This window comes from Acinetobacter sp. ABJ_C1_1 (genome assembly GCF_044684115.1).
In the GTDB taxonomy this organism is placed as follows: Bacteria; Pseudomonadota; Gammaproteobacteria; order Pseudomonadales; family Moraxellaceae; genus Acinetobacter; species Acinetobacter nosocomialis_A.
Window position 1 is genome coordinate 103,465 of sequence record NZ_JBITPU010000008.1, and the last position, 21,947, is coordinate 125,411.

22 protein-coding genes are annotated in these 21,947 nt (G+C 39.2%); 10 read left to right on the top strand and 12 right to left on the bottom strand.

The genetic code is table 11. The features are described from left to right. Nucleotides 1–22 precede the first annotated feature (22 nt). The 7 genes from pcaD to ACG59Z_RS11295 form a co-directional block, all read right to left on the bottom strand. Complete coding sequence (pcaD, locus tag ACG59Z_RS11265; protein ID WP_400199391.1) at nt 23–802, bottom strand: 3-oxoadipate enol-lactonase; 780 nt, start codon at nt 800–802, stop codon at nt 23–25. A gap of 10 nt (nt 803–812) precedes the next feature. Continuing rightward, nucleotides 813–2,027, bottom strand: coding sequence for a 3-oxoadipyl-CoA thiolase (gene pcaF / locus ACG59Z_RS11270; RefSeq protein ID WP_400199393.1), 1,215 nt, complete (start codon nt 2,025–2,027; stop codon nt 813–815). 494 nt (nt 2,028–2,521) lie between these two features. Next, a complete protein-coding gene (locus tag ACG59Z_RS11275) occupies nt 2,522–3,175 on the bottom strand; it encodes a 3-oxoacid CoA-transferase subunit B (protein ID WP_400199395.1) in 654 nt (217 codons plus the stop codon). An 18-nt stretch (nt 3,176–3,193) separates the two neighbouring features. After that, a complete protein-coding gene (locus ACG59Z_RS11280) occupies nt 3,194–3,865 on the bottom strand; it encodes a 3-oxoacid CoA-transferase subunit A (RefSeq protein WP_005305950.1) in 672 nt (223 codons plus the stop codon). Nucleotides 3,866–4,000: 135 nt separating this feature from the next. Beyond that, nucleotides 4,001–4,921 (bottom strand): catechol 1,2-dioxygenase, encoded by a 921-nt coding sequence (catA, locus tag ACG59Z_RS11285; RefSeq protein ID WP_001081620.1) that lies wholly within the window; start codon nt 4,919–4,921, stop codon nt 4,001–4,003. Between the two features lie 161 nt (nt 4,922–5,082). Then, nucleotides 5,083–5,373, bottom strand: coding sequence for a muconolactone Delta-isomerase (gene catC / locus ACG59Z_RS11290; RefSeq protein WP_000897236.1), 291 nt, complete (start codon nt 5,371–5,373; stop codon nt 5,083–5,085). Nucleotides 5,374–5,396: 23 nt separating this feature from the next. Continuing rightward, entirely contained in the window at nt 5,397–6,503 is a 1,107-nt protein-coding gene (locus ACG59Z_RS11295; RefSeq protein ID WP_001986121.1) for a muconate/chloromuconate family cycloisomerase, read from the bottom strand. Between the two features lie 100 nt (nt 6,504–6,603). Here ACG59Z_RS11295 and ACG59Z_RS11300 point away from each other — a divergent pair, with 100 nt between their 5' ends. Both ACG59Z_RS11300 and ACG59Z_RS11305 read left to right on the top strand, forming a co-directional pair. Continuing rightward, on the top strand, nt 6,604–7,518 hold the full coding sequence (locus tag ACG59Z_RS11300) for a LysR family transcriptional regulator (RefSeq protein WP_019458833.1): 915 nt from the start codon (nt 6,604–6,606) through the stop codon (nt 7,516–7,518). Nucleotides 7,519–7,599: 81 nt separating this feature from the next. After that, nucleotides 7,600–8,394, top strand: a complete 795-nt coding sequence (locus ACG59Z_RS11305) for a TorF family putative porin (protein WP_400199399.1) — start codon at nt 7,600–7,602, stop codon at nt 8,392–8,394. Between the two features lie 61 nt (nt 8,395–8,455). Here the strand turns inward: ACG59Z_RS11305 and ACG59Z_RS11310 are convergent, their stop codons facing one another. From ACG59Z_RS11310 to ACG59Z_RS11320, 3 genes are all read right to left on the bottom strand, one after another. After that, on the bottom strand, nt 8,456–9,442 hold the full coding sequence (locus tag ACG59Z_RS11310) for an NAD(P)H-quinone oxidoreductase (protein WP_396481307.1): 987 nt from the start codon (nt 9,440–9,442) through the stop codon (nt 8,456–8,458). 83 nt (nt 9,443–9,525) lie between these two features. Beyond that, nucleotides 9,526–10,971, bottom strand: coding sequence for a coniferyl aldehyde dehydrogenase (locus ACG59Z_RS11315; protein ID WP_400199401.1), 1,446 nt, complete (start codon nt 10,969–10,971; stop codon nt 9,526–9,528). Between the two features lie 49 nt (nt 10,972–11,020). Beyond that, complete coding sequence (locus ACG59Z_RS11320) at nt 11,021–11,914, bottom strand: acetoacetate decarboxylase family protein (RefSeq protein WP_151768174.1); 894 nt, start codon at nt 11,912–11,914, stop codon at nt 11,021–11,023. Between the two features lie 422 nt (nt 11,915–12,336). Between ACG59Z_RS11320 and ACG59Z_RS11325 the strand changes: the two genes are divergently transcribed. The 3 genes from ACG59Z_RS11325 to ACG59Z_RS11335 all read left to right on the top strand — a co-directional run bounded on the left by ACG59Z_RS11325 (nt 12,337) and on the right by ACG59Z_RS11335 (nt 15,487). Beyond that, nucleotides 12,337–13,167, top strand: a complete 831-nt coding sequence (locus tag ACG59Z_RS11325; protein ID WP_033847154.1) for an alpha/beta fold hydrolase — start codon at nt 12,337–12,339, stop codon at nt 13,165–13,167. 76 nt (nt 13,168–13,243) lie between these two features. After that, a complete protein-coding gene (locus ACG59Z_RS11330) occupies nt 13,244–14,764 on the top strand; it encodes a catalase (protein WP_272377296.1) in 1,521 nt (506 codons plus the stop codon). Nucleotides 14,765–14,833: 69 nt separating this feature from the next. Continuing rightward, nucleotides 14,834–15,487 (top strand): hypothetical protein, encoded by a 654-nt coding sequence (locus tag ACG59Z_RS11335; protein ID WP_400199406.1) that lies wholly within the window; start codon nt 14,834–14,836, stop codon nt 15,485–15,487. 179 nt (nt 15,488–15,666) lie between these two features. Here the strand turns inward: ACG59Z_RS11335 and ACG59Z_RS11340 are convergent, their stop codons facing one another. Together ACG59Z_RS11340 and ACG59Z_RS11345 are read right to left on the bottom strand one after the other, a co-directional pair. Next, a complete protein-coding gene (locus tag ACG59Z_RS11340) occupies nt 15,667–16,710 on the bottom strand; it encodes an acetoacetate decarboxylase (protein ID WP_151826831.1) in 1,044 nt (347 codons plus the stop codon). Nucleotides 16,711–16,908: 198 nt separating this feature from the next. Further along, nucleotides 16,909–17,715, bottom strand: coding sequence for a type 1 glutamine amidotransferase domain-containing protein (locus tag ACG59Z_RS11345; RefSeq protein ID WP_151826832.1), 807 nt, complete (start codon nt 17,713–17,715; stop codon nt 16,909–16,911). Nucleotides 17,716–17,950: 235 nt separating this feature from the next. Here ACG59Z_RS11345 and ACG59Z_RS11350 point away from each other — a divergent pair, with 235 nt between their 5' ends. From ACG59Z_RS11350 to ACG59Z_RS11370, 5 genes are read left to right on the top strand one after another with little or no spacing between them, the layout of a single operon-like run. Then, nucleotides 17,951–18,940, top strand: a complete 990-nt coding sequence (locus tag ACG59Z_RS11350) for a phosphotransferase family protein (RefSeq protein ID WP_400199409.1) — start codon at nt 17,951–17,953, stop codon at nt 18,938–18,940. Then, nucleotides 18,937–19,281, top strand: coding sequence for a hypothetical protein (locus ACG59Z_RS11355; RefSeq protein WP_400199411.1), 345 nt, complete (start codon nt 18,937–18,939; stop codon nt 19,279–19,281). The genes ACG59Z_RS11350 and ACG59Z_RS11355 overlap by 4 nt, the downstream gene beginning before the upstream one ends. Beyond that, nucleotides 19,274–20,002: a histidine phosphatase family protein gene (locus ACG59Z_RS11360; RefSeq protein WP_400199412.1), complete on the top strand. Its 729-nt coding sequence runs from the start codon at nt 19,274–19,276 to the stop codon at nt 20,000–20,002. The genes ACG59Z_RS11355 and ACG59Z_RS11360 overlap by 8 nt, the downstream gene beginning before the upstream one ends. After that, entirely contained in the window at nt 19,999–21,159 is a 1,161-nt protein-coding gene (locus tag ACG59Z_RS11365) for an acyl-CoA dehydrogenase family protein (protein ID WP_400199414.1), read from the top strand. The genes ACG59Z_RS11360 and ACG59Z_RS11365 overlap by 4 nt, the downstream gene beginning before the upstream one ends. A gap of 16 nt (nt 21,160–21,175) precedes the next feature. After that, nucleotides 21,176–21,943: an SDR family NAD(P)-dependent oxidoreductase gene (locus ACG59Z_RS11370; protein WP_400199416.1), complete on the top strand. Its 768-nt coding sequence runs from the start codon at nt 21,176–21,178 to the stop codon at nt 21,941–21,943. Nucleotides 21,944–21,947 lie beyond the last annotated feature (4 nt).

Genomic DNA, 21,947 nt, shown 5'->3' on the forward strand with positions numbered 1-21,947 from the left:
CCATTTTTTTGAATCATTAAAACTAACCTAATAAAAAATCCTTTAGGATTTTATTAAAAGCTTCTGGTTGTTCTATATTGGAAATATGAGAGGCATCTATTTCTGCAAGTTTTGATTGTGGAATGCGTTGCTGCATAAATTCACCATCTGCAACTGTAGTGACTGGGTCTTGAGTTCCAGCAATCACCAATACAGAAATTTTAATGTCTTTTAACTGCTCACGGACATCCGCTTTAGCCAAAGCCTCACAACAATTGGCATAACCGATTGCGCTGCCAGCACTTAAGTCGTTACACAGGTTGTTGACAATTGAAGCATGACTTTGGATAAAGGGATCTGTAAACCATCGCGAAGCTGCCGTAGCTGCGATTGGCTGTAAACCTTGCTCACGTACTAATTTTGCACGGTCAAGCCATGCTTGTTCTTGTCCGATTTTAGCGGCAGTATTTGCCACAATTACATGACTAAAACGGTTAGGGTAGTGAATCGCAAGCCATTGACCTGTTAAACCGCCCATTGAAATACCACAAAAAGCAGCTTTGCTAATATTCAGATGATCCAGTAAACGGACAACATCTTCACCTAATTGCTCTACAGTGTATGGGCCGTTAGGCGTAGATGATGAACCGTGACCACGAGTGTCATAGCAGATCACAAAAAATTGATCTTTTAACTCATTAAACTGTTTTTGCCACATGCCATAGTTGGTGCCCAAAGAATTGGAAAACATCAGAGCAGGGGACGACGGTTCGCCAAAAGTTTGATAGTTAATTTGTGCATCGGCAGATTGAAAAGATGGCATTTATTTCTCCTTAAAGTGCTTCAACACGTTCAATAATCAATGCGATGCCTTGACCTACACCAATACACATTGAACACAAGGCATAACGACCACCTGTCTGTTCAAGCTGGTTTAGGGCTGTAGTCACTAAGCGTGCACCTGATGCACCAAGTGGATGGCCCAAAGCAATTGCGCCGCCGTTTGGATTTACCTTGTCAGAATCATCTGGTAAGCCTAAATCACGGGTCACTGCTAAAGCTTGTGCAGCAAAGGCTTCATTTAACTCAATCACATCCATCTGATCTAAAGTCAGGTTGGCTTGTTTCAGTAATTTTTTAATCGCTGGTGCCGGAGCAAAACCCATAATGCGTGGTTCTACACCCACCGCTGTTGAAGCAATGATCTTGGCACGTGGTTTTAAATTGTAAGTTTGAACTGCTTCATCAGAAGCAATCAGCAATGCGGCTGCACCATCATTAATGCCTGAAGCATTGCCTGCAGTCACAGAACCATCCGCTTTCACAACAGGTTTAAGTTTGCTTAAACCTTCAAGCGTGGTCGATGCACGAGGATGTTCATCGGTATCAATTACAACAGCATCACCCTTACGCTGAGGGATTTCAACTGGCACGATTTCTTTAGAAAAAAAGCCTTTGGCTTGCGCGCTTGCGGTGCGTTGTTGGCTCACCAAGGCAAACTGGTCCTGATCTGCACGATTCACGTTAAACTGTTCAGCCACGTTTTCGGCAGTCTGGGGCATGGTGTCTACACCATACAATTCTTTAAGTTTAGGGTTAATGAAGCGCCAACCCATAGTGGTGTCTTCAATCTTCTGGCTACGGCCAAAAGCACTGTCAGACTTACCCATCACATAAGGAGCACGACTCATACTTTCGACACCACCTGCAATCACCAAGTTTGCTTCACCTGCTTTAATGGCACGGGCAGCAATGGCAATGGCATCGAGTGAAGAACCGCACAAACGGTTAATCGTGGTTGCTGGAACTTGATACGGTAAACCTGCAAGCAGTGCTGACATACGGCCAACATTACGGTTATCTTCACCGGCTTGGTTAGCACAGCCATAAATCACATCATCGACCTGTTCCCAATCTACATTCGGGTTACGTTGGATTAAAGCTTTAATCGGTGCAGCACCAAGGTCATCGGCACGGACAGGTGCAAGACCACCGGCATAACGGCCAAATGGGGTACGGATGGCATCGATGATATAAGCGTCTTTCATTCTTACATTTCCATTTTGAAATCTGTTGCTGTCATTGCCACATTGTTAGACTTTTCCAGATTTTGCTGGCGATCATCATGGTTACTAAGTTAAAAGTAGTCATGACAGAGTCTTATCGTGTTGAGTCAAATGCCAGTAGCTAATTCTTATCACTTTTTTAAAAAAGTAACCAAAAACCTTTGTTGAACAGAGGAAGCTTCCATGCCTCCCTGTCCAACGGGCGACATCCATGTCGCCTGTCACAATAGCGAATTACGGTAAAATCCAAATTAATAAGCAAGAACCGTGTTCAAAGAGTTCCATTCAGTGTTTCACGTTGGCGACATGGATGTCGCCTCGTTACTCAGCACAACAGGGATGTTGTGTCTGAGTAACAAAGGATTTTTGTTACTTTTTATCCTTAAAAAGTAAGGTATTGCTTATACAAAGGGCTTTCGAAGACCACTATCATTTATAGGCAATGACGGTAGTAGCATTGGCTATGCTGTTTAAACCTACCCTTGAGTCGAATCAATTAAAGTTGCACCAGTTAAAGCCTGTAACTCATCAAAGCTAAGACCTTCCACTTTCTCAATCACTTTTAAACCATCTTTAGTCACATCAATCACACAAAGATCGGTGTAAATACGATCAACACAGTGTTTACCCGTTACCGGATAGCTCAGCTCAGCCACAATCTTCGGCTCACCTTGCTTGGTTACATGGTCTGTGGTGATAAATACTTTTTTAGCACCTATAGCTAAATCCATCGCACCACCTACCGCAGGAATCGCATCCGGTGCACCCGTGTGCCAGTTGGCCAAGTCACCATTCGCGGCAACCTGAAATGCGCCAAGCACCGCAATATCAAGGTGACCGCCACGCATCATGGCAAAGGAATCACCATGGTGAAAAAAGCTGCCGCCTTCAAGCATGGTCACAAACTCTTTACCCGCATTAATCAGTTCAGGGTCTTCTTCACCTGCCGCTGGCGGAGGACCAAAAGCCAATAAGCCATTTTCAGAATGAAGGAAAATATCTTTGTCATTCGGTAGGTAACTTGCAATTTTGGTTGGTAAACCAATGCCTAAGTTCACATAGGCACCATCTGGAATATCTTGTGCCACACGTTTTGCAATCTGGTCACGGCTGAGTTTCTGGTAGCTCATGTTATTTCTCCTTATTGCTTACTGTGCGGGCTGTACTTGAACAACGTGCTGTACAAAGATACCTGGGGTGATGATGTGCTCTGGATCTAAACCACCTAGCTCAACCACTTCAGAAACCTGAACAATCGTGACATCAGCAGCCATGGCCATAATTGGACCAAAGTTACGTGCAGATTTACGGTAAACCAGATTGCCCCAGCGATCGCCTTTGTATGCTTTAATCAAGGCAAAGTCAGCCTTGATCGGGTACTCGAGTACGTAATCTTTACCATCAATTTGGCGAGTTTCTTTGCCTTCAGCTAAAAGTGTTCCAAAGCCAGTTGGGGTAAATACAGCACCAAGTCCCATACCTGCTGCCTGAATACGACAAGCCAGATTACCTTGTGGAACCACTTCAAGCTCAACTTTCCCAGCACGGTACAATTCATCAAATACATAAGAGTCTGACTGACGCGGGAAAGAACAGATTACTTTTTTAACTGAACCCGCTTTCAGCAGTTTAGCCAAACCGTAATCGCCATTACCGGCGTTATTACTCACAATGGTTAAATCTTTAATACCCAGTTCAATTAGTCCGTCAATGAGTTCAGCGGGTTGTCCTGCGGTACCAAAACCACCAATCAGAATGGTTGCACCATCTTTAATCTGCGATAAAACCTCGCTTAATGAGGACTTACTTTTGTCAATCATGTGAGAAACCTTAGAGCATGAAGTAACGTGATGTTATTACTACCGCTAAAAATTTATTTAAATTCTTAATGGTAGTAATAAATGGAGTAAATTTTGTGAGTCAAAAGCGAACTTTTAACTCACATACACTTTCAATTAAGCGCTAGCGCGACGACGTTCAACTTCAGTTGAAGGAGCTGCTGCAGCATCTTTAACAAGTTCGATGTTAAATGTGATGTGTTTGAAAGCGTGATCTAAACCACGGCGTTGGATTTCAGCTGGGTCAGTTACATCAACTGCTGTTGCCACTAAACCGTCACGAGTTGCGAAGGCAAAATCGTCCCATAAGTACTCATCACCCTCAATGTTGAATTGAGTAGTCAGCTTGCGGTAACCCGGTGCAGAAACGAAGTAATGAACGTGAGATGGACGGTTACCATGACGGCCTAACTTGTTAAGAAGGGCCTGAGTTGTACCTTCTGGCGGGCAACCATAACCTACAGGCATCGTGGTTAATGCAACATATTTACCATCAGCATCAGTTAAAATACTGCGGCGTAAGTTGAAGTCAGATTGAGACTTATCAAAGAATGAATAGTTACCCAAACTGTTAGCATGCCATACTTCAACTTTGGCATTTTCAATGATATTGCCATCAGTATCGGTCACAGTACCTTCAATAATTAAGGTATCGATTTTGCCAGATTCTGTGCCATCATCCATACGCGCAAAACCAACAGATTCAGGTGCACCCGCTACATAAAGTGGGCCTTCGATAGTACGAGGTGTACCGCCAGTAACGCCAGCTTTTGCATCAGCTTCATCTGCACGTAAATCAAGATAGTGCTCTAAACCTAAGCCAGCCGCCAAAAGACCAAGTTCGTTTGCTTGACCAGCATCTGTGAAATATTCCAAACCTTTCCATACTTCTGAAGGTTGGATGTCTAAATCTTCGATGGCTTGAAATAAATCCCCGAGAAGGCGCACTACAATTTGTTGAACACGTGCATCAACTTCGCCTTTTGCAGTGTCGACATTCATTTGTTTTACAAGCGCATCAATTTGTTGACGGTTCATACTAAAACTCCTTAAGTATGCAATACGGTTTTGGGTGGTAGCACTGCGGGCATGTTGTTTTGCTAGCGAATAAGTGCTGCCACGTTCCTTGTTACCTTCTGAATAAATATATTTAGTTTTTGAATGTGCTTCAGACCACACACTCAAACTATTTTCTTAGATTACGAATCATCATCACGAACAGATGAAGGGTGACGATTAAGTGCCATCACTTCGATGTTCATGTAAGGATAAAGTGGTAATCCCTGTAAAATATTGTGCAATTCTTCATTGCTCTCGACATCAAAAATACTGATGTTTGAATACTGGCCTGTAATTCGCCAGATGTGACGCCATTTACCTTGACGTTGTAAATCTTGCGAATAGGCTTTTTCAACGGCCTTAATTTCATTTGCTTTGTCGGCTGGCATATCAAGTGGAATATGCACATCCATACGTACATGAAATAACATGGGAAACTCCTTATCCTGTTGCCTTAACGACGTAACTTCTCAATCTTATCTTCATCAATTTCAATGCCTAAGCCCGGAGCTGTTGGCAAATGCAATTCAAAGTTTTCGTAACGTAGTGGCTCTTTTAAAATTTCTTCGGTAAGTAATAACGGACCAAATAATTCAGTGCCGAACGCTAACGTTTCAAAAGTTGCAAATACATGGGCCGATGCAATACTTCCTACAGGACCTTCAAGCATAGTGCCGCCATATAGATCGATACCAGCCAAACCAGCAATTTTGCCAACTTCACATGCTTCAATCAGACCACCAGATTGTTCAATTTTTACGGCAAATACATCTGCACCATGATTTTTTGCAATACGGTACGCGCTGTCAGGTCCAGTTAAAGCCTCATCAGCCATAATGGCTACATCAAAACGTTGGGTGAGGCGAGCAAGTGCTTCGGTATTTTGAATTGCACATGGCTGTTCGATTAAATCGATTCCACCATCTTGGAGCTGTTGAATACCATGAATACACTCAAGTTCTGACCATGCACGGTTTACATCTACACGTACACTAACATCAGCACCTAATGCTTTTTTAATAGCAATCACATGGTCAACATCTTGCTGTAAAGGACGCGCACCAATTTTAAGTTTGAACGTGTTGTGGCGCTTTAGCTCAATCATTTTGCGAGCTTCAGCAATATCTTTTTCCGTGTCACCAGACGCAAGCGTCCAAAGCACAGGTAAACTATTACGCAGACGTCCACCTAAAACTTCGCTTAATGGCACGCCTAAACGTTTGGCCTGAATATCAAGTAGGGCAGTCTGAATGGCACACTTAGCAAAGCGGTTACCATTAATATTTTTACGAATCAGTTTTAGTGTTTGTGCAACATTTAAATCTTTAACTGATGTCAGTAATGGTGCAAAGTAGGTATCAATATTGGCTTTGACACTCTCAGGACTTTCTTCACCATAGTTCAGCCCACCAATAGTGGTGGCTTCACCCCAACCGACAATACCATCCGTGGTCGTAATTTTAACGAGTACCAAAGTCTGGGTACGCATAGTAGTCACAGACAACTGGTGAGGACGGATAGTTGGAATATCCACAAGTATGGTTTCTATGGTTCTATACATGAAGTTTCAACTATTACGAACTTGTTTGTATACCATAGAAGAATGTAATAGCCTAAAATAGATATAGAACGGTATTTTAAGATACTAAAAAGGTATATTAATGGAATTAAGACATCTACGTTATTTTGTTACCGTGGTTGAAGAACAGAGCCTGACCAAAGCCGCAGAAAAGCTTTTTATTGCCCAGCCGCCTTTAACACGCCAAATCAAAAAACTAGAAGAAGAATTAGGGATCGATTTATTCGAAAAAGGCTCTCGTCCATTAAAAGTAACGGAAGCAGGGCTGTTTTTTTACCAACATGCGGTGCAAATTTTGACGCACACCGCTCAAGCTGCTTCGATGGCTAAAAAAATGAAGCTAGTCGAGAACGTTGTTAAAGTAGGGTATGTAAGCTCGCTTCTTTATGGGCGATTACCACAGGTCATCTATCTATTTAGACAAAAAAATCCTGACATTCATGTTGAGCTTATTGAGTGTGGTACACGAGATCAGGTTGAAGCATTAAAACTCGGTAAAATCGATTTAGGTTTTGGTCGCTTGCCAATTAGTGACCCTGCCATTAAAAGGCTTTTACTTCGCAAAGAAAAATTAAAACTCGCGATTCATAAAAAACATCCTTTAAGTGAGTTCCAAGAGTCAGGAATTTATTTATCTCAAATTATTAATGAGACAATTTTCTCTTATCCAACCACACCTAAACCGAATTTCTCGACCACTATTCAAGCTTTATTTACCAAATTAGGTCTAGTTCCAGCCAAACTGACAGAAGTCCGAGAAATTCATATGGCACTTGGACTAGTGGCATCTGGCGAAGGTATTTGTATTATTCCGGAAAGTGCCTGTGATATTGGTATGAAGAATTTAACTTACTTAAATATCTTGGACTTAGAAGCCTATAGTCCAATCTCTCTATCCATGCGCAACATGGATCAAAGTTCCTATATTCCTAAAATTTTAGATTGCATTGAAGAGATTTATAGCGAAGAAGATGTGTCTAGAAACTTGAATTTATAAACCTTTAAGGTTCTTAAAGTGGATATTTCATGTTATTTTAAAACTTTAAACCTATAGGTAATATGTAAAAGGAATTATTGAATGAGAAAAATTTTAGGTTTAGTTCCACTTATTATGTCTACGAGCGTTGTACATGCAGAACAATTAAAAGAACAAGAAAAAACCTCTCCATATAGCGCAAATGTTACTTTTGCTAGTCAATATATTTCACGTGGTTTCCAACAAACATGGGGTAAACCAGCCTTACAAGGTGGATTGGATTATGCCAATCCTAATGGTTTTTTTGTAGGGACTTGGGCATCAAGTGTCAGCTCTAACTATCTGCGAGATGCCTCGGTTGAATGGGATTTTTATACAGGTTATTTAAAAACAATTGATAAATTTTCAATTGGGATGTCGGTTTTTTACTACTACTACCCAGGTGCGAAAAGTACACCAGAAACGGGGAGTAGCAGTTATAACTATGGTGAGATTGTACCTCAAATTGGCTATGGCCCTTTAAGCCTTAAATACTTTGTGACTTATACACCAGATTATGCTGGGTATAACTCTAAAACCATGGGTGGACCTGCTGGTAAAAGGTCGAGAGGTTCAAGTTATTTAGATCTGAACTTTACCCAGTCGATTAATGACACTTGGACTTTTGGAGCCCATTATGGCTATGAAAGAATCAAAAACTTTTCAGAGTCGAACTTTCAGGATGTTAAAGCCGAACTCATAAAAGATTTAGGTGATGGTTGGAGTACAGGACTAGCCTATACCAAGGCATGGGATAAAAATAGTTACTATAAAAAGTATAGTAATGGTGAGGTGGGAGCACCTGTTTCAAATCCGATTGATTCGACTTTTACAGTGTCTGTAAAAAAGGTGTTCTAAGTTAAATTGATTAAGTAAAAATAAGACCAGTTAATACTGGTCTTATTTTTATTTTCAGTTTTTATTTCTTGATGATTAAAGCTAATTTACCTACATGTTGCCCTTGATCAAGGAACTCATGAGCTTGGCGTGCTTCTTCAAGATCGAATGTTTTATACAATAACGGTTTTATCTGTCCTTTTGAAATTAAAGGCCATACCTTTTCTTGCAGTGCTGCCATGACTTCAGCTTTAGCTTCTGCAGATTGAGAGCGTAGGGTAGCGCCTGTATGAGTTAGGCGTTTAGCGAGCATCGGGAAAATATTGACTTTGTCAGCTAGCCCTTTAAGCACACCTATTTGCAATATTGTGCCGTTCATTGCAGCGACTTCATAATTTCGCTGGATGTAATCTCCGGCAATAATATCCAAGACAAAATCCACACCTTTACCATCAGTATGTTTTTTTACAACTTCAACAAAGTCATCTTCATTATAATTTATGGCTACATCAGCACCAATTTTTAAACTCGCTTCTTGATGGTCTTTGCTCGAAACTGTTGTAAAAATTTGGGTTGCTCCAAAAGCTCGAGTTAACATCGTTGCGGTAGTACCAATTCCTGAAGTACCACCATGTATTAAAATTGAACTGTTTGGGCGGAATTTTGCATGTTGGAAAAGGTGTGACCAAACTGTCATGAAGGTTTCTAGTAAAATTCCACCTTCAATTAAAGTTAGACCTTCAGGAATAAAAAGTACGTTATCTTGATGGGCAACTACATATTCAGCATAGCCGCCACCCGGAACTAGCGCACAGACTTCATCTCCAGCTTTAAACTTAGTGACTTGCTTGCCTACTTGTTTAACAACTCCGGAAACTTCTAATCCAGGAATGTCTGTCACACCAGGCGGTGGTGCATACAAACCTTTTCGTTGCATTACATCTGGACCGTTAATACCTGCTGCAACAACTTCAATTAATATCCCATCATCTGTTAATTCAGGCATAGGTCTTTCACTAACTGTAATAACTTCAGGGCCGCCAGCACCGTTAAAAGTGATACATTTCATAAAGTTGTTTCCTTATTCGGTATTGTTTGTTAAATAAGCGGAATTTAGACTTAATGCTCAATCCCGCTTAGGATGAGAAATAATTAAGATTTAGCTTTTTTCTTACCCAAAGTAATGGCAAGTGCTAATTCCATGAATTTTCCAAAAGGAGCATGTAAGAAGCTTGGAAAATTCCAGCGGCCCTGATCAAAGACACCTTTTGCATGGCTCATAGAACGAAAACCTTCAATTCCGTGATAAGCACCCATACCACTTGGGCCGATGCCACCAAACGGTAGATCGTCTTGTGCCACATGAATTAAAGTATTGTTAATACCAACGTTACCTGAAGTGGTACGGCGTAGCAGTTTTTTGCAATTCGCATCTTTTTCACCAAAATAATATAAGGCGAGTGGGCGGTCTCGTTCATTGATGTAGTTAATCACTTCATCAATATCACGGTAGGTACGAACGGGTAGAATTGGGCCAAAGATTTCTTCTCTCATAATTGCATCATCATCTTTTGCTCCTACAACAAGTGTTGGAACAAGAGTACGAGTGCGATTCTTTGCCGATTCAGGTTTGATTCCTAGTTCAATGATTCGTGCGCCATTTTGTTCTGCATTATCAAGTAAGCCTTGTAAACGAGCATAATGACGTTCATTGACAATTGAAGTGTAATCATCACAATCTGGCCCGTTTGGATAGAACCGAGAGACTGTGACATTGTATTCTTCAATAAATGCTTCTAAATCATCTTCATGAACAAGAGCATAATCTGGAGCAACACATGTTTGCCCACCATTGGATAATTTTCCATAGGCAATACTGGTCATGGTTCTCGAATTTACGTGGCCTCGACCTACAATAGCTGGACTTTTACCACCTAATTCAAGAGTGAGCGGAACGAGGTTATCACTTGCTGCTTTCATGACTTTACGGCCTACAGGTGTGCTTCCTGTAAACAATAGATGGTCGAAAGGCAGTGCACTAAATTCAGCACCAACTTCAGGTCCACCTAAAACAACCGCAACTTCTTCTATAGAAAAGTTCGCCGCAAGCATGCGTGAGATCACTTCACTTGTTCGAGGGGTGAGTTCCGATGGTTTAAGCATTGCTCTGTTACCGGCAGCAATCGCTGTAGCAAGAGGAATAAGCGTAAGAGAAATAGGGTAGTTCCAAGGAGCCATGACCCCAATAACCCCTTTAGGCTGATATTCTATATGAGCACTAGCCGAGCGATAAAATAAGCTGACATGACGCTTTTCTGGCTTCATGAAACGGCGTAAATTACGCGTTAAATAATCGATGGACTGAACAATACCCACAAGTTCCATGACATCTGTTTCATGATATGAACGGTGTCCAAAATCTTCACTTGCAGCAACTTGTAATTCACTACGATATTCAATGACAGCAGCACGAAGCTTTGCAAGATTTGCTTTACGCTGTTGAAGTGTTGGTGGTTCAGCTTTCAAAAAAGCTTTGCGTTGTCGAGAGAGTATCTCTGATGCATTTAAAGTGCTGCTTACTTCATTGAGAGTATTCATCTTAAACCTCAAAACATAGCTTAACGATCCTAAGCTAACTGACTGATGATTAAAGTTTAGTCGGTAGATTTAATACGACCTGAGCATCTTCAATAACATCGAGACGAAGAATAGTAGATGCGCCTAACTGATCTAGAAGCTGGCTCACATGGCCGCCATGGCGTGTCACTTTTATCTTGCGCGGGAAAAGCTTTTCACCAAATGAGAGAACATTGGTTTGCACTAGAGTTTGATGCCACTCGTTATCGACTAAATGCAACATCGTGGCTTTACCCATGCGTGATTCAGACTTAACTCTTTTTAATGATGGAGTTGCGGTTGTTAGGCTGATATCTAATTTGTTGTAAGTTGAAAGTGTTGCTTCAACTTTTTTCTTATCAATCTTTACATCAATTTCAGCTAGCCATTTTGGAAGTTGATAACCATATACGCCACGTACACGTGCTATTTCAGTGTCGACAGGTAAAGCTAATACGTGCGCATAAAAATGACGTTTACGAATCGAGTTAATCAGCTCTAAAGCATGCGGACCATGAGCTTTAGGTTTACGCACGACAATAGCGACAGACGCTTCATTGTATGGATCATTATCACAAACTGAATAAGTGAAGAAGGTGAGCGCAACTAGTCCATAACCTGGAAAAGCTTCCAAGGGTACTAGAGGCGAAGGTAATTTTTTCTTTAACAGCTTAATTGGAGCAAGCATCAAAACTTGCACATTGCCGCTACGATAATAAAAGTTGGGAGCCCACACAGGTCCCACTCTTGATTCAACTAATTTTTTAGGAATGCTACGGAAAAAATCTATATTTCCAGCTGCAGGATCTTTTGCAACTTCATCTAAATCAGGATTCATTCTAAAGCGGTCATAATAACCACCTTTTGGAACTTTAACTTTCTGTTGACCAAATTCAACTTCAGTGAACGCTTTATTTGTATTCATAATTGGTTAACCTTTAAATTGATCGACTGAGTAGCTGATAATCTTTAAAAACAAATATCAACTTTCTGCCTGTAGGTTTACTATAAGTTTAAAGTTCACTTGAATGTCAATATGCTATTTTTCTAAGAATTAAAAACTGGTTGTAACGAATTTAAAATAACTTTTGATAAGAATAGATAGAGCCGATTAACTTCTAAATGATCTAAAGAAAATCCTTAGTTTTTAGTATTGTAGAAATTATTTTTTTACACTTTTTAAACGTTGTTTTTACTAAAATCTATTGACCTTCAAGTGAACTTTAACCTTACTATGGTATGACTATCCATGAGGGTAGGATTGAAAATTTTATATGTACTTATTACGAATTAATTAGAGCATATACAGTAAATCGATAGTGTAACTTTTACACAGGAGAAACAAAAATGGGATATGTCACAACAAAAGACGGCGTAGATATTTTTTATAAAGATTGGGGCCCTCGCGATGCTCCTGTAATTTTCTTCCACCATGGTTGGCCGCTCAGTTCAGATGACTGGGATGCGCAGATGCTTTTTTTCCTTAAAGAAGGTTTTCGTGTAGTTGCTCATGACCGCCGTGGTCATGGTCGTTCAACTCAAGTCTGGGATGGTCATGATATGGACCATTATGCAGATGACGTTGCTGCTGTGGTTGAGCATTTAGGTGTACAAGGCGCGGTACATGTGGGGCATTCAACAGGTGGTGGTGAAGTAGCGTATTATGTTGCTCGTTATCCTAATGACCCTGTAGCTAAAGCTGTTTTAATTAGTGCTGTTCCTCCACTCATGGTAAAAACTGAAAGTAATCCAGATGGTTTACCAAAAGAAGTTTTTGATGACCTTCAAAATCAACTTTTTAAAAATCGTTCACAGTTTTATCACGATGTACCAGCAGGTCCATTCTATGGATTTAACCGCCCAGGAGCGAAAGTATCAGAGCCTGTGGTGTTAAATTGGTGGCGTCAGGGCATGATGGGCGGAGCAAAAGCTCATTACGACGGAATTGTTGCCTTCTCTCAAACAGATTTTACTGAAGCACTTAAAAAGATCGAAGTTCCAGTTCTCATCTTACATGGTGAAGATGATCAGGTGGTTCCTTTTGAAATTTCTGGCAAAAAATCTGCGGAACTCGTTAAAAACGGTACTTTGATTAGTTATCCGGGATTCCCTCACGGAATGCCAACTACAGAAGCAGAAACAATTAATAAAGATCTTTTAGCATTTATTAGAAGTTAAGTTTAAAAAGAGGGCGGCCAAAATTGACTGCCCTTTTTTATATTGATTCGATTGATTATTTTTCGGGTGCATATTAATGAATGATGATACTAAAAAATGTCCTTTTTCCCAACTTACTACTGATTTTGGGGCTCCAGTTGTAGACAACCAGAATAGTATGACGGCAGGTGCAAGAGGACCTCTACTTGCTCAAGACCTATGGCTAAATGAGAAACTAGCTAACTTTGTTCGTGAAGTAATTCCAGAACGTCGTATGCATGCAAAAGGTTCAGGTGCATTCGGTACTTTCACTGTGACTCATGATATTACTCAATATACCCGCGCTAAAATATTTAGCGAAATTGGTAAAAAAACAGAAATGTTTGCCAGATTTACCACAGTAGCTGGTGAGCGTGGAGCAGCAGATGCTGAACGTGATATTCGCGGCTTTGCTTTAAAATTTTATACAGAAGAAGGTAACTGGGACATGGTGGGGAACAATACACCAGTGTTCTTCTTACGTGATCCACGTAAATTTCCAGATTTAAATAAAGCAGTAAAACGCGATCCAAAAACTAACTTGCGTAGCGCAACGAATAACTGGGATTTCTGGACTTTATTACCTGAAGCTTTACATCAGGTCACTATTGTCATGTCTGATCGTGGTATTCCTGCCTCTTACCGTCATATGCACGGTTTTAGTAGCCATACCTATAGTTTCATCAATAGTGCGAATGAACGTTTCTGGGTGAAATTTCATTTCCGGACCCAACAGGGAATTAAAAATTTAACAGATGCCGAAGCTGGTGAATTAGTGGGGCATGATCGTGAAAGTCATCAACGTGATTTATTCGATGCGATTGAACGAAAAGATTTCCCTAAGTGGACTTTGTATGTACAGGTAATGCCTGAGCAAGATGCTGAAAAGGTTCCATATCATCCATTTGATTTAACAAAAGTATGGCCTCATGGAGATTATCCATTAATCGAAGTGGGTGAGTTCGAGCTGAATCGAAACCCTGAAAATTTCTTCTTAGATGTTGAGCAATCTGCTTTTGCACCAAGTAATCTGGTTCCTGGCATTAGCGCCTCACCAGACCGCATGTTGCAAGCCCGTTTATTTAACTATGCAGATGCTCAGCGTTATCGTTTAGGTGTGAATTATCAGCAAATACCTGTAAATGCGGCACGTTGCCCAGTTCATAGTAATCACCGTGACGGTCAAGGACGCATCGATGCCAATTATGGTGGTCTTCCACATTACGAACCAAATAGTTTTGGGCAATGGCAAGAGCAGCCTCAGTACAAAGAACCACCGTTAAAAATCAATGGGGATGCTGATTTCTGGAACTATCGTGAAGATGACAACGATTATTTCAGTCAACCTCGTGCTTTGTTTGAACTTATGACTACTGAGCAACAACAGGCTTTATTTGATAATACTGCACGCGCAATGGGTGATGCTCTTGATTTCATTAAATATCGCCACATTCGTAACTGTTACGCATGTCATCCAGCTTATGGCGAAGGTGTGGCTAAGGCGCTTGGTTTGACAGTTGAAAATGCTCAAGCAGCTAGAGAAACTGACCCTGCACGTGGTTTACCAAGTTTTATTTAAATCTTTAAAAACAGTACATAAGGCTATGTCAATAATAGCTTTATGTACTTCACTATTTTATAGCATCGAATGAAAAAATTAATATCTACACTCAGTCTCGGTATTCCATCATTATTCTTCACAAGTAATGTACAAGCAGGGCTGACCATTCCTGTGGGTTTTACTAAATCAGATTCAATACATACATTTCCAGAAACGTTAAGACGAGATTTTTGGGAGCGATTAGGGATTAAAGCTGAGGCCAAAGGTACTGCTACAGCCATTGATGAACCGAATATTGGCGGAAACCCAACAAAATTTAACTATCCTGTGAGCAGTATTGTGATTGGCTCCAAGATGAAAATTGTACTGGGGCGAGCAAAAGGTACAGTGATGGTATATTCACGTATTGCAGAAGATGGAAATTTGAAGAGTTTAACGCTTTCTAATTTTTCAATTGATTATGTTCATCAATATGTTTTAGCAGATGCAACATATGGTAAGGATAAGAGTAACTTACAATTACCAATTTTTACTTTTAATATTGAAAAACCTTTGAAATTTCATTATCAGTTTCCAATTGGTTTTAAAAGCGATGAGAAACTTAATCATTTATATTTAACACCTCAAGCAAAGACCGCTTATAAAGAGGCTTTAGCTTTACCTGAAACAGCAATACCTTTATTAGATTTAGATTTTGGTACATTAACTCAAAATTCATCTTCAAAGATTCGGTTTAACTAATATTATTTGAAAGAGAATATAACTTTATTGTTTTAGAGAATACATATATAAAGTGACTTGATTTTATATTTTATTTAAAAGAATTATTATAAATAAACTGAAATATAAAAAATTATTATATATAGCAGAAATAATCGTAGCCCTTTCTTCTTATAATAAGTAGAAAGGGCTATTTAAAATTATTTTTTAGCTGTCGATTTATCAAGTGATGGATATGGAACAGGCATATTTAATGCCAATTGCGCATCTTTCACTACATCAAAACGTAGAACTTTATTAGCTCCTAGTTCATCAAGTAATTTACTCAGCGGTCCACCACTTTTTACAACTTGAACGTTCTTTGGAAAAAGCTTTTGTCCAAATGCCAAAGTATTAGACTCTACAGAAGTACTGTGCCATTTCCCATCTACCAATTGATACATGGTTTTTGTTTCAATATGAGATTGTGGTTTCACAGTTTTAATTTCTGGCAATGGCGCAGCTACACTTAAATCAGGTTTACCATCAGTATTATAAATATGAGCTTGAACTGATTTATCGCCAATTTTCATATCAATAGGTGTTAACCATTTTGGTAATTGGTAACCATACACACCACGAACACGAGCAATTTCTGTATTTACTGGTAATGCGAGTACATGGCCATAATATTTATGGTTACGCATTGAACTCAATAATTCTGTGGTATTGAAGTGATGAGCACCAGGTTGGCGTACAACCACAGCAACCGAAACTTCATCATATGGGTCGACATCACCGACTGCATAAGAGAAGAATGTTAATGAAACCAAACCATAGCCTGGGATAGGTTGTAATGGTTCAAGTGGAGCAGGGAGTTTTGCTTTTACTTTAGAAATCGGAGCAAGCATCAAGAGTTGGATATTGCTAGTACGGTAATAAAAATTCGGAGACCATACTTTACCCACTCTAGTATCTACAAGTTTTTTGGGGATGGTACGGAAATAATCAATATTTCCAGCTGCAGGATCTTTTGCAACTTCGTCTAGATTCGGGTTCATACGAAAACGATCGTAATAGCCACCTTTTGGAACATTAACTTTATAAGGCCCAAACTCTACAACAGTTGTTTCCTGTGAAGTGCTTGAGTTTGATGGTTGTTGTACAGAACTTGAGTTAGTCTCAACCGCTTGAGCTGAAAAACTCAATAATAAACTTACGGATAACGCAGTAACTGTTTGAGGTAGATTAAGCTTGTTGAACATTGATATGTTCCTCCTATAGACCATGTATTAATGCTAAGATTAAAGTAAGGTTTAAGGTCAAGCATTTTTATAATTATTTTAAATTTTATTAAAAATAAAATTAGAATATTAAAAATAAAAGATATGATTTTTTTATGCATAAAAAAAGAGAACCAGAATATAAAATTCTGGTTCTCTTTTTTCAAACTGTTTTAATAATTACTTAAGAGTACTTAAGCGTTTAACAACAGCTTCGGCAATTTCTTTACTAGATTGAGGGTTTTGTCCAGTAATGATTCTGTCATCCGATACTACATATGAAGTAAATGGAAGAAAGCCTTGTTTATATTTAGCGCCGTGGTTAATTAAGCTATTTTGTAAGGAAAATGGAACTTGAGATTTTATTCCAGATAAAGTTTCTTCTTTATTCGCGAACCCAGTAACAGTTCTACCTGAAATGAGCGGTTTACCATCTTCACCTACCAAAGGTAATAATCCTCCTACGCCATGACAAACCGCTGAAACAATACCACCTTGGCGATAAATGCTTTCACTAATATTTTTTAGTTCTTTATTATCTGGGAAGTCCCACATTGTTCCATGTCCACCCGTATAATAAATTGCTTTATAACGTGTTGGATCGATACTGCTTGGTGCCAAAGTGTGGTTTAAGCGATACATAAACTGACGATCAGCTAAAAGTTTTCGAGCTGATTTATCAACGTAAATAGGCTTCATACTACGTTCATCAAGTGGTACAACTCCACCTTGAGGACTGACAAAATCCATGTCATAGCCAGCAGCTTTAGCGACATCATAAAAATGAGTTAATTCAGTAAGCCATAGGCCAGTTTTATCTGAACGAGTCGGATAGGCTGAATGATTTGTCATGACGACTAAAATTTTACCTTTGCTTTTAGCCGTTTCTTGATTTTGTACTTGATCAGATGCATTTGCATAGCTTACTGATAAAAAAGCCATAAAAATGGCAATGAACCAACGCTGAAAACTCCAAACTTTAGGCATTGTAGGCTCCTCATATTTACCTATTGAGCATCCTATGATTAAAGTAAGGTTTAAGGTCAAGGTTTTTTCAAAAATCGCCGATGAATGGCAAAATGATGAGTTCTAGAATAAGAAATTTCAAATATGAAATAGATTTCATATTTGAAATAATAGTTTATTTTTAAGTTATTGAATTTAAATATAAAAATAGTGGCATGTAATTTGCTCCAGTAGGATTAGCTACAAGGAGTAAATAATGAATGCAAATCATATACTGCAATTGAGTGGAATATTGCAGCAGAATCTAGGGCTAATCCCTCATGAAATTCAGTTAAAAAAAATGAGTGGTGGAGCTATCCAAGAAAATTGGCTAGTTCAATCTGAAGATTTTGCATTAGTACTGCGTAAAAATGCTGAATCTAGTGTAGAGGCTAGTTCAGATCGGGAGCAGGAATTTTTACTTTTAGATCGGTTATATCAGTTTGGCATTAAAGTGCCAGAACCACTTTATTTTGAAAAGTCACCTAACTTTTTAAACAGTGATTTCTTCATTATGAAAAAAATTGATGGTGTTACAGAAGGCCATAAATTAGTTCGAATTACAGAAGAAGAAAAACGTAAAAAGATTATTCAAGACATTGGTAGGCAACTTGCTTTAATTCATGCCATTCAATCAGATGAAGTATTAGAGAAACTACTTCCTAAGCCAGATAAAGATCAATATTTAGAAAAAAAGCTTACAGGTTTTCTAGAACAACTGGATCACTTAAAAAGACAACGTCCAATCCTTGAGTACGCTATTCAATGGATGTTTCACAATCTTCCAAAAGTTGATGATTTGGTCTTAGTCCATGGTGATTACCGCATTGGTAACATCATGGTTAATGACGATCAAATTTCAGGAATCTTAGATTGGGAATTTACTCAATGGGGTGATCGGAGAGAAGACCTAGGCTGGTTTACCTCTAAATGTTGGCGTTTTGGACAAGATGAAAATATAGCGGGGGGAATCGGTTCATATAAGGATTTTGCTAAAGCTTACGCTGAAATTTCCGATATTTATATCCCTGAATTTGAAATGAAGTTTTGGCATGTATTGTCTCATGTTCGATGGGCAATTATTGCGATGCAGCAGTCTGACCGAAACAACAAAATGGATACTCCATCACTCGAATTAGCCCTAACGGAATTTTTAGTTCCCCGACTTGAAAAAAATATCTTGGAAATATTGGGAGAAAAAGAATGAGCGAGCAAAAGATAATTGACCTGATTAAAGCCAGCCAAGCCGTCATTAAGAATGAGCTTTTACCGCAATCGGGCAGTCAGAAATATAACTTGTTAATGCTCATGAGAAGCTTGGAAATTTTGCAGGCTTATATTTTGCAAAAGGATATTTCTACATTGCATCGTTCAGGCATTGTGCAAGATTATTTTTCTTTTCCAATCAAAGATGTTGATGAGGCAATTCAATTGCTTATTAGCGATATCCGTGAAGGTAAACAATCGGATCAAACATTTGAGATATTAAAAGCTCTTAATTCGGAAGACTTAAAAATTACAGAACCAAAGGCAGTTCAACATGGATAAATATCGGCTACGAATTTATTTAGTTCGGCATGGGCACGTTTCATATTTTGATGCAGATAAGAACCCGATTAATCCTAAATTTGCACAGTTATCCGAACGAGGAATAGAGCAAATACAACAACTTGCTCATCAACTACAAGATGTTAGTTTTGAAAAAATTTACTCATCTACCATGCCACGTTCGATTCAGACAGCTGAAATTTTGAAGCGCTATCAAAACGAGCATAAAGACATTCAGTCATTCGATGATATTCGGGAAATAAGAGCGGGACGTTTAAGAGAAATTTCGTTGGATCGTGCTGAACTGGAAATTAAAAAGGCCTATCAGTTCCATAAAAATAATCTTGAATTATTTGTACAAGGCGAAAGTTGGTCGCTCTTTATTACTCGTGTACTGACATGGTTCGAAAACATGATTTTAACAGTAGACAAAGACCAAAATATCCTGATTTCTTCACACGATATTGTAAATCGAATACTCATTAATTGGGTATATGGACATGACTTCAAAGATGTCTATTCGCAGGAACAAGATTATGGCTGCTTAAATATTCTTGATCTAACGATTGAAAATCAAAAGGTAATAAGCAAACGAATCAAGCTTCAAAATTTCACGCCGTACAATCTGATTAAAAATGAGCTATTTAATAGCGCTATGGATGATGTGTATGAAACTTATATCGCGACTCAAGGCTTTAAATTAAAGGAACTCAGCTCATGATTACACTATCTAATGAATTATTAGAACTACAACAGAAAGTTAGAGAATTTATTCAACAAGAGGTGATTCCATTAGAAAGTGATCCTCGTCAAGATAGCCACGGGCCTAGTGAAGCTTTACGCCAAGAGTTAGTGAGTCGCGCGCGTCGTTGGGGGTTGCTAACTCCCCATGCAAGTCAAGAAATGGGAGGGCTTGGATGGTCGCATCTTCAAAAGGCTGTGGCTTTCGAAGAAGCAGGATATTCTGCTTTAGGTCCAATCGCTTTAAATATTCATGCACCAGATGAAGGAAATATTCATCTTTTAGATGCTGTCGCAAACGATGCACAAAAACAAAGATGGCTAAGAAAATTGGTAGCTGGAGAAATTAGATCGTGCTTTGCCATGACGGAACCGGCACCAGGTGCTGGCTCAGATCCATCCATGCTTCAAACAACAGCAATTGAAGATGGTGATGACTATATTATTAATGGCCGTAAATGGTTAATTACAGGAGCCGATGGAGCTAGCGTTGCGATTATTATGGCAAAAGTGGAAGATGGTTCCGCTTCAATGTTTCTAACAGACACCAATGTTGAAGGCTTTATATTAGAAAAAAATATGAATGCTATGGACTCATGCTTTTCAGGTGGCCACGGCATTTTACGCTTTGAGAATTTACGTATACCTAAAGAAAATGTGTTGGGTGAAATTGGTAAAGGCTTTAAATATGCTCAAGTTCGCCTTGCACCAGCACGTTTAACACATTGTATGAGATGGTTGGGGCAAGCAAGGAGAGCACATGATATTGCTACTCAATATGCGCGAGAACGCCAATCTTTTGGCAAGAGATTAGGAGACCACCAAGGTGTTGGTTTTATGCTTGCCGACAATGAAATGGATATTTTAACAACTCGATTAGCCGTTCACTATTGTGCACAGGTTTTAGATTTAGGTGAGAAAGGAAATTATGAGTCGAGCCTAGTTAAAGTGATCAGCTCTGAAGGTATCTGGCGTGTGGTGGACCGATCAGTTCAGATTTTAGGTGGACAGGCCATGACGGATGAATCAGTGGTTTGCAAAATTTTTAAAGATGCACGTGGTTTTAGAATTTATGATGGCGCGAATGAAGTTCACCGCATGAGCATAGCCAAAAAACTATTAGGGAAGCAGTTGTAATAGTAGGGATAAGAGAATGAATATTTTTGATGTAAAAGATAAATATATTTTAATTACGGGTGCTTCAAGTGGTTTGGGGCATCACATAGCTGAATTATTTGCAAAAGAAGGTGCGAATATTGTTATTTGTGCCAGACGGTTAGAGCGATTGAAAGAATTAGAATCGCATATAAAAAATGAATTTGGAGTGAAAGTTTATACCTTTGCGTTAGATGTAAATGATCGTTCCGCTGTGAAAGATATGCTTAGTTCTTTAGAAGCAGAAGGAGTCACATTAGATGTGCTAATTAATAATGCTGGGGTGAGTGATACTAAGCGTTTCTTAGACTATAACGATGAAGATTGGGATAAGATTGTAGATACTAACCTTAAAGCCCCTTGGCAATGTGCACAAGAAGTTGTGCAGCATATGATTAAAGCTGAACGTAAAGGGTCTATTATCAACATTACATCAATTCTGTCTCAGTCTACCAACCTTGGTGTTAGCCCATACTGTGCATCGAAGGCTGGATTACGTCATTTAACAGAAGTTATGGCAGTAGAGTTGGCTAGATTTGGTATAAATGTAAATGCCATCGCGCCAGGCTATATGATTACTGAAATTAATGAAGAATATTTAACTGGCGAATCTGGACAACAGCTTTTAAAGAAAATTCCAACAAGGAAGTTTGTAGAATTTGATGACTTAAATGGACCTTTACTTTTACTTGCTTCGCAAGCAGGTCAAGGTATAACAGGTATCGAAATTAAAGTCGATGGCGGTCATAGCGCTGCGCCTATATAAAACG